Raw genomic sequence first — 15,627 nt, forward strand, 5'->3', positions numbered from 1 at the left:
TTGAGAGGAAACTTATGGAAAATAAATTTATAAGTGCTAGTAAATTGCAGGGGGAAGTTATTCCCCCACCCTCTAAAAGTATATTACATAGGTATATAATTGGAGCTTCTCTAGCAAAAGGTATATCTAGAATTGAAAATGTAGCTTATTCTGATGATATTAAGGCAACAATAATTGCTATGAAAGAACTAGGAGCAAAAATAACAGAAGAAGAAAATAGTCTTTTAATTGACGGAACTAGTACATTTTTAAATTTAGAAAAAAATAAAAAAATAATAATAGATTGTAATGAATCAGGCTCAACATTGAGATTTTTAATACCTATTTCTTTAATAAATGGAAATGAAGTTATTTTTAAAGGAAAAGGAAAACTTTTAAAAAGACCATTAGAGCCTTATTTTTTTAATTTTAAAGAAAAAGAAATAACTTATGAATATGAAAGTGAAAATACTATAAGCTTTAAAGGAAATTTAAAAAATGGAGTATATAAAATTGCTGGAAATATAAGCTCTCAATTTGTAACAGGACTTTTATTTTCCTTACCTTTATTAAAAAAAGATTCTAAAATTCTAATTGAAGGAAATTTAGAATCTAAATCTTATGTGGATATGACATTAGATTGTCTTAAAGATTTTGGGGTAAAAATTGAAAATAAAAATTATGAAGAGTTTTTAATTAAAGGTGGACAAGAATATAAAAAAATATCTCATAGTATAGAAGCAGATTATTCACAAGCCGCTTTTTTTATAATTGCCAATTCTATTGGAGCAAATATAAAAATAAAAAATTTGAATTTAAATTCTCTTCAAGGAGATAAAAAAATAATTCAGCTAATTTCAACTATAGATGAATGGAATAGAGATGAAAGACTTATTATAGACGGAGGAGATACTCCTGATATAATTCCAATTTTAACCTTAAAAGCTATTGCTTCAAAAAAAGAAATAGAGATAATTAATATTGGAAGATTAAGAATAAAAGAAAGTGATAGATTGAGAGCAGTAGTTACAGAATTGTCAAAACTAGGGTATGATTTGATAGAAAAAGAAGAGAGTATAATCATTAATTCTAAAATAGGTAATAATTTAGAAAATATAGATAAAGAAATAATTGAAGTATCTTCACATTCGGATCACAGAATAGCAATGATGTTAGCTATAACTACTTTTTATTATAGAAAAAAAATAAAATTAGATAATTTAGATTGTGTAAAAAAATCTTATCCAAATTTTTGGGAAGTTTTTCTTAGCTTGGGGGGTAAAGTTGAATGAATATTTGGGGAAATAGAATAAAATTATCTATATTTGGAGAATCTCATGGAAAAGCCATAGGGATTACTATAGATGGTTTACCAGCTGGAATAGAACTAGATTTTCAAAAAATAAATCTTTTTTTAGAAAGAAGAAAAGCAGGGAAAAATAAGTATACTACTTCAAGAAAAGAAAAAGATGAATTTATAATATTAAGTGGATATAAAGATGGCTATACAACTGGAGCACCTTTATGTACAATTTTTGAAAATTCAAATACAATAGGAAAAGATTATGATAATTTAAAATATCTATTAAGACCTGGGCATTCTGATTATCCAGCTGGAGTAAAATTTAATGGATATAATGATGTAAGCGGAGGAGGACATTTTTCTGGAAGAATAACTTTGGCTTTAGCTTTTGCAGGAGCTATTGCAATAGATATTTTAGAGAGAAAAAATATTAAAATATATTCTCATATAAAAAAAATACTGGATATCAAGGATAAAAGTTTTTTAGAATTTTCTGAAGATGATATTTTAAATAAATTTAAAAATTTAAAAGAAAAAGATTTACCTTTTATAGATGAAAAAAAAGAAAATGAAGCTAAAGAATTATTAGAAAAAATAAGCCAAATGGGAGATTCTGTTGGAGGAGAAATAGAATGTACTTGTTTAAATCTTCCTACTGGTCTAGGAAGTCCTTTTTTTGATAGTTTAGAAAGTAAAATTTCACATTTAGCCTTCTCTATACCTGCTATAAAAGGAATAGCTTTTGGTTTAGGATTTGAATTTTCAGATATTTTAGGTTCAAAAGCTAATGACTTATATTATTTGAATGAAAAAAAAGAAATAAAAACTGAAACGAATAATAATGGTGGAATTTTAGGAGGTTTGTCAACAGGAATGCCTTTGAATTTTACAGTTGTTGTAAAACCAACATCATCAATTTCTAAAATTCAAAAAACTGTAAATATAAAAACAATGAAAGAAGATAGTATAGAGATAAAAGGAAGACATGATTCTTGTATAGTGCCAAGAGTTCTACCTGTTGTAGAGGCTATAACAGCTCTTGCTATTTTAGATGAGATTATTAGCTAAAAGATGTAAAAAAAATTGAATTGATTAGAATTTATAAATAACTCTTTGCTAAATAGATTTTTAGACAAAATTTATTTAGCAAAGAGTTATTTTATTATATAGGAAAGTATAAAATAAAAGTAAAAATTAGTCTCTGACGTCCGTATTAGTTTGAAGAGCCTGTGTTCATTAAGCTCGTAGAATATCAAGAGACTTTATTTATTTTATAAGAAAATATAAAGATAAATAGACTTTAATAAAAAGAATAGTTAACTGATTTAGAATAGTTTTATTCTGAAATAGAACATAAAAAATAAAAAAAAAATAAAAAAATTCTTGACAAATAAAATAATTCTATTTATTATTATTTTGATTATTAAAATTATTGTAATATACAAAATTTGAAAGGGGATATAATAATGAAAAAATTATTGATAATACTAAGTATTTTATCAGCAATTCAAACTCTTGCAGAAGATACAATAAAACTAGAGAAATCAGTAATAAAAGGGAATGGGAAAAGTTCAAATTACACTTTAATTCCAAAAGAGATTAAAAATACTTTTACTATTACTCAAGAAAAAATAAGAGAAAAAAATTATAAGAATGTAGAAGAAATATTGAGAGATTCTCCAGGAGTAATAGTTCAAAACACTGCTTTTGGACCTAGAATAGATATGAGAGGTAGTGGAGAAAAATCTTTAAGTAGAGTCAAAGTTTTAGTTGATGGAATTAGTATTAATCCGACAGAAGAAACAATGGCAAGCTTACCTATAAATGCAATTCCTGTTGAAACAATAAAGAAAATAGAAATTATACCAGGTGGAGGAGCTACTCTATATGGTAGTGGATCTGTTGGAGGAGTAATTAATATCTCAACAAATTCAAATGTTACAAAAGATAATTTCTTCATGGATTTAAATTATGGATCTTTTGATAATAGAAACTTTGGTTTTGCTGGTGGATATAATTTTAATAAAAATTTATATGTAAACTATGGATTTAGTTATCTTAATAGTGAAGATTATAGAGAACACGAAGAAAAAGAAAATAAGATTTATTTATTAGGTTTTGACTATAAAATAAATCCTAAAAATAGATTTAGATTACAGACTAGATTTAGTGATATAAAACAAGATGGAACTAACCAAGTTGCTATTAAAGAATTAGAAAATAATAGAAAACAACCAGGACTTAGTTTAGACTTAAACACAAAAGATAGAAGCTATACTTTTGATTATGAAGCTAGACCATTAGATAACTTAGTTTTATCAACTAGTTTGTATAAACAAAAACAAGATAGAAATATAAGTACAGAAAGTATTGATGATATAAATATAGTAGCTTCAGATAGGAGTCATACGTGGGCAAAAACTGAAATGAATTTTTATGATGTAAAGTCAGAAATGGAAGCTAAGTTTAAAGAAGATAAACAAGGTGCAAAAATTAAAGCTAAGTATGATTATACATTTTTGGGAAATCCTGGTGAGGTAATTGTTGGTTATGATTATCAAAAAGCTAAAAATTTTAGAGATTCTTATGTAAAATCTGAAACTTTAAAAACATATAATAATGGTTATATGGATACTGTTTTAGATCAATCGAATAGGCTACCAGTTATAAATAAAGTTAATATGAAAATGGAAAAAGAATCTCAAGGAATATATGTTTTTGATAAAATGGGACTGACAGATAAGTTAGATTGGACGACAGGAATTAGATTTGAAAAAACTAAATATAATGGTTATAGAAAAAATGGACCTAATGTTATGCCTTATGTAGATCCTAAAATTAAAGAAATCAATACTGATAGAAGATTAACTAATTATTCTGGAGAGTTTGGTTTACTATATAAATATAATGATACTGGAAGAGTTTTTACTAGATTTGAAAAAGGTTTTGTTACACCTTTTGGAAATCAATTGACTGATAAAGTACATGATACAACATTAAAAAATCCTGATGCTGGAATTATAATTCCACCTGTAGTAAATGTTGCATCTAAATATGTTGATAATAATTTACAAGCAGAAAGAACAAATACAGCAGAAGTAGGTTTTAGAGATTATATATTAGGTTCAACAATAAGCACATCTCTTTTCTTAACTGATACTAAAGATGAAATAACACTTATAAGCTCAGGAGTAACCAATCCGGCAGTTAATAGATGGAAATATAGAAATATAGGAAAAACAAGAAGGATGGGATTAGAATTTGAAGCAGAGCAACACTATGGAAAATTTAGATTTAATCAATCTTTAACTTTAGTAAAAACAAAAGTTTTGATAGCTAATGAGGAAGCTAAAATAGAAAGAGGGGACAGAGTTCCTATGGTTCCAAGATTGAAAGCTACTTTAGGAGTAAAGGTTGATTTCACACAAAGATTATCAGGATATCTAAATTATACGTATATCTCTAAACAAGAAACTAGAGAATTAAGAGAAAATGAAGATTTAAATCAAGATGATAAAATTATAAAGCATACTATTCCTGCTCATGGAACAGTTGATGGAGGTTTCCAATTTAAACCAGATAATTATTCGAATATAAAAATTGGAGCTAAAAATTTATTTTCAAAAAAATATAATTTAAGAGAAACAAGTTTGGAAGGACTTCCAGCACCAGAAAGAAATTATTATTTAGAGCTAAATGTTAGATTTTAAAGAAAATTAAAAGGAGTAGTATATAATGAAAAAAAATATCTTAATGCTAATGATGTTAATAGCAGTAAATTCATATAGTGATACAAAAATAAAAAACCCAAATATGAGTGCAACTCCTCATTATAGAGTTCCTTTAACAAATGAGTTTGTAGAAGCTATTGAGCAAAAGGGTTATAATGATTTTTTAAGAGTAGTTGATGAAATAAGTAAAAACAATAATATTGTTACGAATTATACAAGTAAAACAACAAAAAAAGCAAATAGATTACATGATGATGTTGATTTAGTACCAGTTGCACATGTAGTTGATAATGGTGGTGATTTATGGAAGTATGAAATAGAGGATCTTAAAACACCTGTTCCAGATTCTGATGCAGGTAGAAGTTTTCATAGAGTCGATAAGCTAGTTACAGATTCAGAAAATAGTATAGATAAAGAAAGTCTGGAAAAATTAGGGTATAAAGTAAGTGGATATCAAAATAGATTTTATTTAGGAAATGGAAATTTGATAAAAGATATAGTTTATTTAAATAAAGATAAATTTTCAGAAAAAGTAAAAAAAGAAAAAGATAATCAAAAATATCTTGTAGAAGGAGTATATGAAAAACTTGATTTGGGAGATAAAGTTTCTATTCCTAATGATTATCCAAATGAAAAAAATACTAATATATTAGGGATTAAAGTAGATGCTACTAAAAATGCTAACGGAGAGTATACTGATGAATATTATGCTAAAATTCAAGGAAAATCAAGAAAAGAAGTAGCAGAATTTTTAAAAGAAAAAATGGAAAAAGAAGGAATAAAAGGAATTATTCAAAAAGGTGATGAGCTTTATACAAAAGATAGCAATGGAAAAGAATGGAGAGTGCTATGGAGTATAGAGCCAATATCTCTTCATAAGTCATCAGCTCCAGATGATGAGAAATTTAAAGATACTTTACTTACTCGTATTTTTACTTATAAAGAATTTGATGATAATTCAACAACAGATAGTTCGGGTAAAAAATTATATACAAAAGATGGTAGTATTTATTTACAAGATAAATATAATTATGAAACTAAATTAATGATAAAAGATGGTTGGGCTGCTCCTAAAACACTTGAAGAAAAGATAAAAGAAGCAAGAGAAAATCTTGCAGAAGGGAATGAACCAAGTAGTGCACTTGAACATTATCTTTATGATAAAGAAAATTTAAATTCTACACAATTTAATGAAAAATGGGTAAAACCTTTTGAAAACGGAGATTTCGAAAAAGATTTAGCTAATTTAAGAAAAGATGTTAAAGAGGCAAAAGAAAAATTGATTCCTATTGAAAAAAAATACAATGAAGCAAAAGAGAAAACGAGTGCTGCTTTAAATGATCCTAATTGGCCAAAAGGACTTTATTACTGGGATATTGAAGATAAAAATGAAAACGAGCTAGAAAATATTCTTAGTACAAAGACTGAAAAAGAAAAAGAATTGATAAATGAATGGAGAAAGTACAACGCTATCCAAAAAGAAGAAGGAGCAAAAAAAGATAAGTTAGATGAAGATATTCAAATAAATTTTCCTAAGAAATATGGGTTTTATAAAGCATACTGGGGTGGAACAGCTAATGATGAAAGATGGTTAAACAGAGTAATACAAGATACTAAAATTATTAAGGATTTACTTGGAAAAAATGTTCAATTTAGAGGGAGAGGTAGAATAGAAGGAACTATTGACTTAGGTGAAGGAAGTAATCAAATTGAAATTGAAGAACAATTTACTGGTAGATATGGAACAAATGTAATTTTAGGACCTTATTCAAAAATAGTAAATGTAAAAAGAGTATGGGTTGGAGGACAATTAGGATCTGATTCAGGAGTCTCTATTTCTGGTAGAACTTCTTTATCTTTAGATATAGATGCTAACAAAAAGAATGCTGAAGGGAATTATTATCAACATGCTTTAAAAGATTCTGATCCTAATATAACTTTTATGAGTAGAGATGCAGTAACAAATTTAAATAATCGTAATGACTTTAGAATCGAAATCATGACAAGTAAAATATCTGAAGATGGAACAATAGATATGGGAAGAAAGATTAATTACAAATATACTGATGTGACAACTGGAAAAGAATACGATATGACTATGCCGTTTATATCTGATTCTATTGCACATAGTTTAGTTGATAATCAAAAAAACTCGAATGTAGGAACTTCATTAATTGGAGTAAAAATTAAAGATAAGATAAAAAGACTTACTGATGATGAAAATGAAGTTTATAGAAGTATAAAAAATGCTAAAAAACTTTCTGCTTTACAAGAAACTTTAACAACAACTAATAAGAAAACTACATTTAGTGTTGCTGATGATGAAAAAAATGAAAATAAACTTATTAACTTAGCTACATATTTAAAGACTAAAAATACAGAAGAGTTATTAAAAGATTTATCTCAATTTAATTTATCTTCTACTGAAAAAGAAGAAATGAAAAAATTGATTGAAAACATTAAGATTAGTAAACCTATTGAAGAAAATCTTAAAAATGAGCAATATTTAAAAGATAAATTAAAAATAGCTGAAAAATTAGAAAAAACTCCAGAATACAAGTCATTAAATTTAGTTTCTCTATTAAATGAAATAGAAACTTTTAATATAGAAGATTTAAGAAATAAAAGAGATATTGAAGATGTAAGAAATGAAAATACTCAAAAAATTAAAGATTTAGTTAATAAAATAGATATGAAAGCATTAGAAAAATTAAAAACTGAATATCCAGGACTTAGTTTAAGTGAGTTGTTAACAGCAATAAATAATGTAAAGACACAAAATGTTGTGGATAAATGGGATTTTGGATTTCTTATTAGTAGATTAGAAACTTTAAAAGAAGCAACAAAAAATCAACTAAATGATAGTATTGAAAAAATAAATGAAAAATTAGCTAATAGTGATAGAGATTTATCAAAGTTGTTAGAAGGTTACACAACTGATATATCTAAAGATTATCAAAATTTAAAAGCTAAAATTTATTACACTATGAGAGAAGAAGAAGTTTTATCTGAATTGAAAAATATGCTTAATCAAATGAGTGATAGAAATATTTATTCTAAATTAAATAAAATTTCTAAAAATGAACTTTCAACTTATACAAGTATTCCATTTGAAGTTACTCATGCTCTAAGTGAAAATAAAAATTTAGCTAGAGGTGGATTTATTTCTAATAGAACTGTTCAAGAGAATTTTAAAGGAAATATTTATACAGCTTATGGTTTATTTGAAAAAGGTATATCTTCTAATAATAAATGGGGATTGATGATAGGTGGAGCAAATACAAACCATACAGAAGTTTATAAGAGAACTTTAACTACTGTTGCTACAGAGTCTGAAATAAAAGGAGTTTCTGCTTATTTAGGAACTTACTATAATAAAGAACTTGCTCATAATCTAAATTGGCTTACTGGTGTCGGAGCTCAATATGGAAAATATGATGTTAAGAGAAATATGAAGAATAATTACCAAACTTTAGATTCTAAAGGAAAAGTAAACACATATGGACTTAACACATATTCAGGACTTGTCATGACTTATCCTATTCAAGAAGATGTATATTTACAATTTAAAGGACTTTTAAGTTATAGTGCAATAAAACAAAGTAAGGTAAATGAAAGTGGAGATTTACCATTAAATATTAAATCAAATATTTATCAATATGTAGATGGAGAAGCTGGAGTAAGTTTCAATAAAATATTCTATGGTGATGATATAAAGAGTAGTATATCAGCTGGAGCTTATGGAGTTGTAGGAATATTTGGTTATAACAATAAAAATATGAATGCTAAAGTAGATGGAAGTACTTCTTCATTTGACATAAAAGGAGATAAAGTAAAAAAAGATGCAGTAAAAATTAATTTGGATTATAATGTTCAAGAAGAATCTGGATATAACTATGGTTTAGAAGGAACATATATCACAAATTCAAAAGAAAACAATGTTAAAATTGGTATAAAAGCAGGATATGTATTTTAAAAATTGATTTTATATTAATAAAAGCACCTATAACTTTATCTTAAAGTTTACGGGTGCTTTATTATTTAATCATGAAAGGAGAAATTATGGATAAGAGTAAGTTATTATTGTTGTTTTTATTGGGAAATGTAGAAAATTTTGCAGAAGAATATATAAAACTGCCTGAAAGTAAAATAACATCGGACTATATTGAAATAAACAAAATGAAAGATACAAAGAATGTTATTGTAATTGATAAAAAAATAATAGAAGAGAAAGGATATAAAGATTTATCATCAGTTTTAGAAAGTATTCCAAGTATAAATGTTGGGAAAACAGGTTGGGGAGATATAGATATAAGAGGTCAAGGAGAAGGAAATTCTGCTAAAAACTTACAAGTTTTAGTTGATGGTGCTCCAATTACTACTTTGGTAAATCATCCACTTCAAACAAATTATAATGTTGTTCCCGTAGAAAATATAGAAAGAATAGAAATAATTCCTGGAGGAGGCTCTATTATTTATGGTTCGGGAACAGCTGGAGGGGTAATAAATATAACAACTAATTTAAAAAGATTATCTAAAGTTGTAAATTCTGCTGAAGTATCAATTGCTAATCAAGGTGAAAAATATGATATTAATTTAGGGCATAAGATAAATGATAAGATTAATTTACAAGTTTCTTATTTAAGAGATAACAAAGATTTATATTTTAAGAATACATATAGAAAAAGTGATTATTTTACATCAGGGATAAATTTAAATATATCAGATAATCAAAATTTATCTTTTAGATACAGCACATTAAACGAAAATGGTCAATTTGTAAGAAATTTAAATTATGAAAAATTTATGAAAGTTAAAAAAGATTATGTTCCAGAAGAAAGAAAAATTACACTTGGTTTAGATAAAAATGGACATAAAATAGAAACAGTAAGAAATGGTTACTCCAATGCTAGAAGAAGGTTTGATAGTTATAATTTAAGTTATACTGTGAATAATAAAAATAATATTAAGTATTTAGTTGATTTATTTTATAATAAAGGAAATTTTTCAAATACTTCTATTGGAGATTTAGTTATGTATCACCATACATATGGAGTAAAAAATAAATTTGATATAGAATATGGAAAAAATACAATTTTTGACGGAAGCAGCTTATTAATTGGTTATGATGCATATAAACAAGATTCAAAGCTAGAGTATGATGATTATAAAATGATAAATTTCAAAAAAAAGATATATAAAACCAATCCTTTATCTTTTAAATACAATAAAGAAACAAGAGCTTTCTATTTTTTAAATACTTTAAAATTAGGAAATTGGGAAAGTTCTCAAGGAATTAGAAGAGATTACACTTATTGGACTTTTGATAAAAAAGCAGCTAAAAATAAAGGGAAGGAGACAAGTCATAGACATAATACAAATTATGAATTAAGTTTAGCATATAAATATAGTGACACAGGAAGAATTTATAGTAGATATGAAAGAGGTTTTACATCTCCAGATGGTTTAGAAATAACAGATGATTTCTCAGCACAAGATATAAAAGCGACTAAAGGAGAAGATGAAATTTATGATCTTTATGAAGTTGGATTAAGAGACTATTTTAAATTTACAACTGTTAGTTTAACTGCTTTTTATTCTAAAACTGACAATGAAATGACTAGAAATTATATATTGGATCCAAATTTAGGTTTTGGTAGAAAAAGTATTAATATATTGAAAACTAAAAGAAAAGGACTTGAAATAGACTTAAGTCAAAAAATAGGTAAATTAGAATTAAAAGAAAGTTATTCGTATCTAAAGGGTAAAAGAGATTATAACGGAAGAGAAGGTGAGTTTTTAAAACCTGATTCTATTGTTGATTGGAGTAATACAGGATTAAAAAAAGTGCCTAAACATTCTTTAGCATTAGCAGCAACTTATCAATTTACAGATAGATTATCTGCAGGTATTAATTATAGATACAGTGGAAAATATAGTAATTTTTCAGATATGAAAGAAAAAGAAGAAGAAGGATATATTAGTTCATATTCTATAACAGACTTAAATATAAATTATCATCATGAAAATGGACTAACTGTTTATGCTGGTATAAATAATGTGTTTGATAAATTACATTTTGAATATATCGGTTCAAGACAATATAGTGTAATGCCAGCAGATGGAAGAAATTATTATGCAGGAATAAAATATAAATTTTAAAACAAATAGAATACTTACTTTAAAGTATAAATCTAAAAACTAAAAATTAGTCTCTGACGTCCGTATTAGTTCGAAGAGCTTGTATTCATTGAGCTCCTAGAACTCATACGGATATTAAGAGACATTTTTTTATTCCTATTTATTTCTTCTCATATAAATTCTTAATAAAATTGGTAATACAAGATAGCCAATTAACATAGAAAAGACAGCTTTAATATTTAAAACTCTAGTTCCATCATCTAAAGTATTTGAGAATTGACCTACCCAATTAAACTTTATTAATAGTAAGATAGTTAATAATAATGCAATTATTGGAATAATAACATCTATAATAAAATTCTTTTTTGCATTAATAATTTCTTCCTTACTTTTTCCATAGAAAAATGAAATAACAGCTAAAGGTACAATTAAAAACTGAATGAATCTTGAAATAGAGCTAATTATAATAATTCCAGCCATATTATAATTGAAAGCTAAAGGAATTACAACAGCTATTAGGGCTGTTAAAATAAAAGATGTTATAGGAAGACCTGCACTAGTTCTTTTAGTAAAAAAATCAGGTACTTGTTTTTCTGCTGCCATAGCTTCAAAAACTCTTGGAGTATGGAAAGAAGCAGCAACATTTATTCCAAACATAGACATTAAAGCACCTATAACAATTATTTTTTGTAATAAATCATTTTTGAAAATAGAAGCCAGTACAACAGGTTCATTTGATGTTACCATTGCAACAGGATTTATATTCATAGAAACATAAACTATTCCAAAATATATTAATGCAATTATTAGAATGGCTAAAGGGATTGCTCTAGGTAGATTTTTTTCAGGTTCTTCCATATCTGTAGAACCACTAGCAACGCTTTCAAAACCTGTAAAAGCATAAAAAGCTCCGATTAAAGCAGTAACAAATACAGATGTTGTAAACTCAGGAATAATACTGTTTCCATTTGCATCTACTAACAAATTAATTTCATTTAGATGATTTTCAGAAGTAAAAAGTAAAATTCCTAAACCAGCTAGAATAGTTATTCCTAATGCACCGACTTTTCCTATTGTTGAAATGTTACTTATTAAAGTTAAAAGTTTGGTACCAATTAAATTTATTAATAAAAGTACAATCATCAAAGTTATAAAACCAATAGTAACATTAGTTATATTAGATGAATCAAGTCCAAAGATAGACATTGTAGTCTTTACTACTCCTGTTGCCATAACTCCCCAAGCTATACTTGCAGAAACAACTCTAGTAATTCCAACATACGAACCAACTTCATTACCAAAGGCTGCTTTTGAATAAGCATAAGCTGCTCCACCTTTAGAAACATATTTAGAAGCTGCTGCAAATGTTACAGCCAATACAATAGCAAAAACTGCAGCTGCAAGATATATCATAGCAGCTTTATCTCCAACTGATTTAACAACTGCTCCTGGAGATAAAAATATACCAGTTCCTATAATAGAATTAATTGTAAGTAGTACAATAGACCAAAATTTCATTTTTTGAGTATTTGAATTTGTCATGAATCCTCCCATATTTAAATTATTTATTTTTATTTTTTAGTGCTTCTAGTATAAAAAGTTTGAAAAGTTCCAAGTTTTCTTGGCAATTAACAGCCAACATTTCAGGATGCCATTGAACTCCTAAAACAAAATGAAATTCTTTATGTTTTACAGCTTCAACAACATCATCACTTGCTCTAGCAATAACTTCTAAATTATTTCCTACTTTATCTAATGTTTGATGATGAAAAGAATTTACCATAGTTTCTTTTCCAAATATATTTTTTAATATAGAATCATCTTTGATTTCTATTTTATGTGTTTTTAGTGTAGGATTAGATACTTGGTTATGCTTTAAAACATTTTTATTAGGTATTAAAGATAAATCTTGGAATAAAGTTCCATTTTCAATAACATTTATTAGTTGCATACCTCTACAAATACCTAAAACAGGTATATTTTTTTCTTTTGTTGAATAATTATATAGTATAGTTTCGTATTTATCTCTTTCAGGGAAAGTATCTCCTAATTTTTGATGAGGTTCTTGTCCATAATTATATGGACTAACATCATGACCACCAGATATAATTAGTCCATCAATGATACTAGCTTGTTCCTTTATTACATCTTCATTTTCACTAAAAGGAATAATAAAAGGAATACCTCCAGCTTTTATAACAGCATCAACATAATCTTTATTTACATAAGCCCTTTGATAACCTGCAAAACTTCCATTTGAGTCTGTTATAATGCTAGATGAAATACCTATAATTGGTTTATTTTTTATAATTTCGTTAGACATAAATATCACTTCCTTATATAATAATTACATTTATTGCATTATCTATTCTATCATAATATTTAATAATTACAACTCTTTTAAGATATATAAGCTTTTTGTAAATGACTTTTGTTATTTAAAAAAAATAAAAATAGTGTTATAATAAAAAAAATTGTAAAATAATTTAAAAAATAGTTAGGTGAAAATTGTGGAAAAAATATATACAGTTTCTGAATTTAATAGAATGGTAAAAGGTTATATTGATGATATTGATGATTTTCAAGAATTTTTTCTTGAAGGAGAAATTTCAAATATAACTTATTATAAAAGTGGGCATTTATATTTTTCAATAAAAGATAGTAAGGCACAGATAAAATGTGCTGCTTTTAATTATAAGCAAAAAAAAATTCCGGAAGATTTAAAAGAAGGAGATGCTATTAAATTATTTGGAGATGTTGGTTTTTATGAAACAAGAGGAGATTTTCAAGTATTAGCTAGATATATAGAAAAACAAAATTCATTAGGTTCTATGTTTGCAAAATTAGAAAAAGTTAAAGCTAAAATGGAAGAAAAAGGATATTTTGACTCAAAATATAAAAAAGAATTGCCCAAATATCCTAAAAATATAGGTGTTGTAACAGCTTTAACAGGAGCAGCTCTTCAAGATATAATAAAAACAACTCGTAAAAGATTTGATTCAATAAATATATATGTTTATCCTGCTAAAGTGCAAGGAATAGGAGCAGAACAAGAAATAATCAAAGGAATAGAAACATTAAATAAGATAGAGGAAATAGATTTGATAGTAGCTGGGAGAGGTGGAGGAAGCATAGAAGATTTATGGGCTTTTAATGAAGAAGAAGTTGCAATGGCATTTTTTAATTCTAAAAAACCTATCATTTCGGCAGTAGGTCATGAAATAGATATTTTATTATCAGATTTTACAGCAGATAAAAGAGCAGCTACGCCAACACAAGCAATAGAATTATCTGTTCCTGACAAGGAAAACTTAAAAAGAGAATTATTAGAAAAGGATAAATATTTAAAACAATTATTGATGGCACAGCTAAAACATATGAAGAAAGAGTTGATATTGAGAGCAGAGAACTATCAATTAAAATTTTTTCCAAGTGTTGTAAATAATTATAGAGAAGTAATCATAGAAAAAGAAAAAAAATTAACAAATAGCATTAAATTATTAATAAATAATAAAAAAAGAGATTTCACAAGTGTGCTAGATAAGATTTCTGTTTTAAATCCAATAAATACTTTAAAAAGAGGGTATTCTGTTAGTCAAATAGAAGAAAAAAGAATTGATAGCATAGATGAAGTAGAGATTAATAAGGATATGATAACTATTTTTAGAGATGGTAAAGTAGTAAGTGTAGTTAAGGAGAAAATTTATGAAAAAAGTGTTGATTAGTATATTTTTTATAATGTCCGTATTAGCTTTATCACAGGAATTTGATAAAGTTGAAGGAAGCATAAATCAAAGCTCTTCAAATGAGAACTCAACAAGTGTGGAAGAAAATTTGGGAGAAGAAAGTGATGGAAATATTTCTCAAGAACTTGAGAATAATAGAAAAATAGCAGAATATAGACCAAGTATTTTAAGAGAGATAGATGCTCAAATAAAATCTGCAAATAATGGGAATATAGGAGGGTTAATAAAACGCTATAATATAGAGTTAGATAAATATTTAGAAAGCGTATCTTATGATAGTAATAGAATCTTTTTCTTAGCAAATGAATATGTGCTATTAAATGATTATTCAAGAGCTAATATGATTTTTTTGAAAGATAATAAGGATATAAAAAATGTTTTTGGAGCAGCAACAACATATAGATTCATGGGTAAAAATGAACAAGCTATTGAAAAATATACTCAAGCCATTTCTATAAATTCATCATTTGCAGAATCTTATTTAGGAAGAGGTTTAGCATATAGAAATATGGATAAATATGATGAAGCTGTAAGAGATTTAGAAAGATATCTTTCAATGACAGGAGCTCATGATGGATATGTAGCTTTAGCAGATGTATATTTCAAAATAGGGAAAAATAAAGAAGCATATAATATTGCAAGTAAAGGTTTGTCAAAATATGGTTCAAACATATTGAGGACTTTAGCAAATAATATTTTAAAAAATAAAATTAATTAGATTTATTTA

The 15,627-nt window shown here is 26.2% G+C and carries 8 protein-coding genes and 1 pseudogene; 7 read left to right on the forward strand and 2 right to left on the reverse strand.

Translation table 11 applies throughout. The features are described 5' to 3' along the window. Positions 1 to 14: 14 nt before the first annotated feature. From aroA to BQ2505_RS05495, 5 genes and pseudogenes are all read left to right on the forward strand, one after another. Positions 15 to 1,287: pseudogene (gene aroA / locus BQ2505_RS05475) on the forward strand (3-phosphoshikimate 1-carboxyvinyltransferase). After that, on the forward strand, positions 1,268 to 2,350 hold the full coding sequence (gene aroC / locus BQ2505_RS05480; protein ID WP_074016768.1) for a chorismate synthase: 1,083 nt from the start codon (positions 1,268 to 1,270) through the stop codon (positions 2,348 to 2,350). Before aroA ends, aroC begins: the two are co-directional and overlap by 20 nt. A gap of 398 nt (positions 2,351 to 2,748) precedes the next feature. Next, entirely contained in the window at positions 2,749 to 4,992 is a 2,244-nt protein-coding gene (locus BQ2505_RS05485) for a TonB-dependent receptor (protein WP_074016769.1), read from the forward strand. 25 nt (positions 4,993 to 5,017) lie between these two features. Continuing rightward, on the forward strand, positions 5,018 to 8,989 hold the full coding sequence (locus BQ2505_RS05490; RefSeq protein WP_074016770.1) for an autotransporter domain-containing protein: 3,972 nt from the start codon (positions 5,018 to 5,020) through the stop codon (positions 8,987 to 8,989). An 86-nt stretch (positions 8,990 to 9,075) separates the two neighbouring features. Continuing rightward, positions 9,076 to 11,175 (forward strand): TonB-dependent receptor, encoded by a 2,100-nt coding sequence (locus BQ2505_RS05495; RefSeq protein ID WP_074016771.1) that lies wholly within the window; start codon positions 9,076 to 9,078, stop codon positions 11,173 to 11,175. A 135-nt stretch (positions 11,176 to 11,310) separates the two neighbouring features. On the opposite strand, the gene BQ2505_RS05500 is transcribed toward BQ2505_RS05495, so the two are convergent. Next, positions 11,311 to 12,696, reverse strand: a complete 1,386-nt coding sequence (locus BQ2505_RS05500; protein WP_147386739.1) for an APC family permease — start codon at positions 12,694 to 12,696, stop codon at positions 11,311 to 11,313. 19 nt (positions 12,697 to 12,715) lie between these two features. Continuing rightward, positions 12,716 to 13,462, reverse strand: a complete 747-nt coding sequence (locus tag BQ2505_RS05505) for a gamma-glutamyl-gamma-aminobutyrate hydrolase family protein (RefSeq protein WP_143403590.1) — start codon at positions 13,460 to 13,462, stop codon at positions 12,716 to 12,718. A 202-nt stretch (positions 13,463 to 13,664) separates the two neighbouring features. Here BQ2505_RS05505 and xseA point away from each other — a divergent pair, with 202 nt between their 5' ends. Both xseA and BQ2505_RS05515 read left to right on the forward strand, forming a co-directional pair. After that, a complete protein-coding gene (gene xseA / locus BQ2505_RS05510) occupies positions 13,665 to 14,879 on the forward strand; it encodes an exodeoxyribonuclease VII large subunit (RefSeq protein ID WP_074016774.1) in 1,215 nt (404 codons plus the stop codon). Further along, positions 14,860 to 15,618 carry a tetratricopeptide repeat protein gene (locus tag BQ2505_RS05515; protein WP_074016775.1) on the forward strand — a complete coding sequence of 253 codons (759 nt, stop codon included), beginning with the start codon at positions 14,860 to 14,862 and terminating at the stop codon, positions 15,616 to 15,618. Before xseA ends, BQ2505_RS05515 begins: the two co-directional genes overlap by 20 nt. Positions 15,619 to 15,627 lie beyond the last annotated feature (9 nt).

The sequence above is a fragment of the Fusobacterium massiliense genome, assembly GCF_900095705.1.
GTDB lineage: Bacteria > Fusobacteriota > Fusobacteriia > Fusobacteriales > Fusobacteriaceae > Fusobacterium > Fusobacterium massiliense.

Coding starts and splice junctions, on each gene's coding strand:
- BQ2505_RS05500 (WP_147386739.1), bottom strand. CDS start 12,696: ATGACAAATTCAAATACTCAAAAAATGAAATTTTGGTCTATTGTACTA.
- BQ2505_RS05515 (WP_074016775.1), top strand. CDS start 14,860: ATGAAAAAAGTGTTGATTAGTATATTTTTTATAATGTCCGTATTAGCT.
- BQ2505_RS05490 (WP_074016770.1), top strand. CDS start 5,018: ATGAAAAAAAATATCTTAATGCTAATGATGTTAATAGCAGTAAATTCA.
- aroC (WP_074016768.1), top strand. CDS start 1,268: ATGAATATTTGGGGAAATAGAATAAAATTATCTATATTTGGAGAATCT.
- BQ2505_RS05485 (WP_074016769.1), top strand. CDS start 2,749: ATGAAAAAATTATTGATAATACTAAGTATTTTATCAGCAATTCAAACT.
- BQ2505_RS05495 (WP_074016771.1), top strand. CDS start 9,076: ATGGATAAGAGTAAGTTATTATTGTTGTTTTTATTGGGAAATGTAGAA.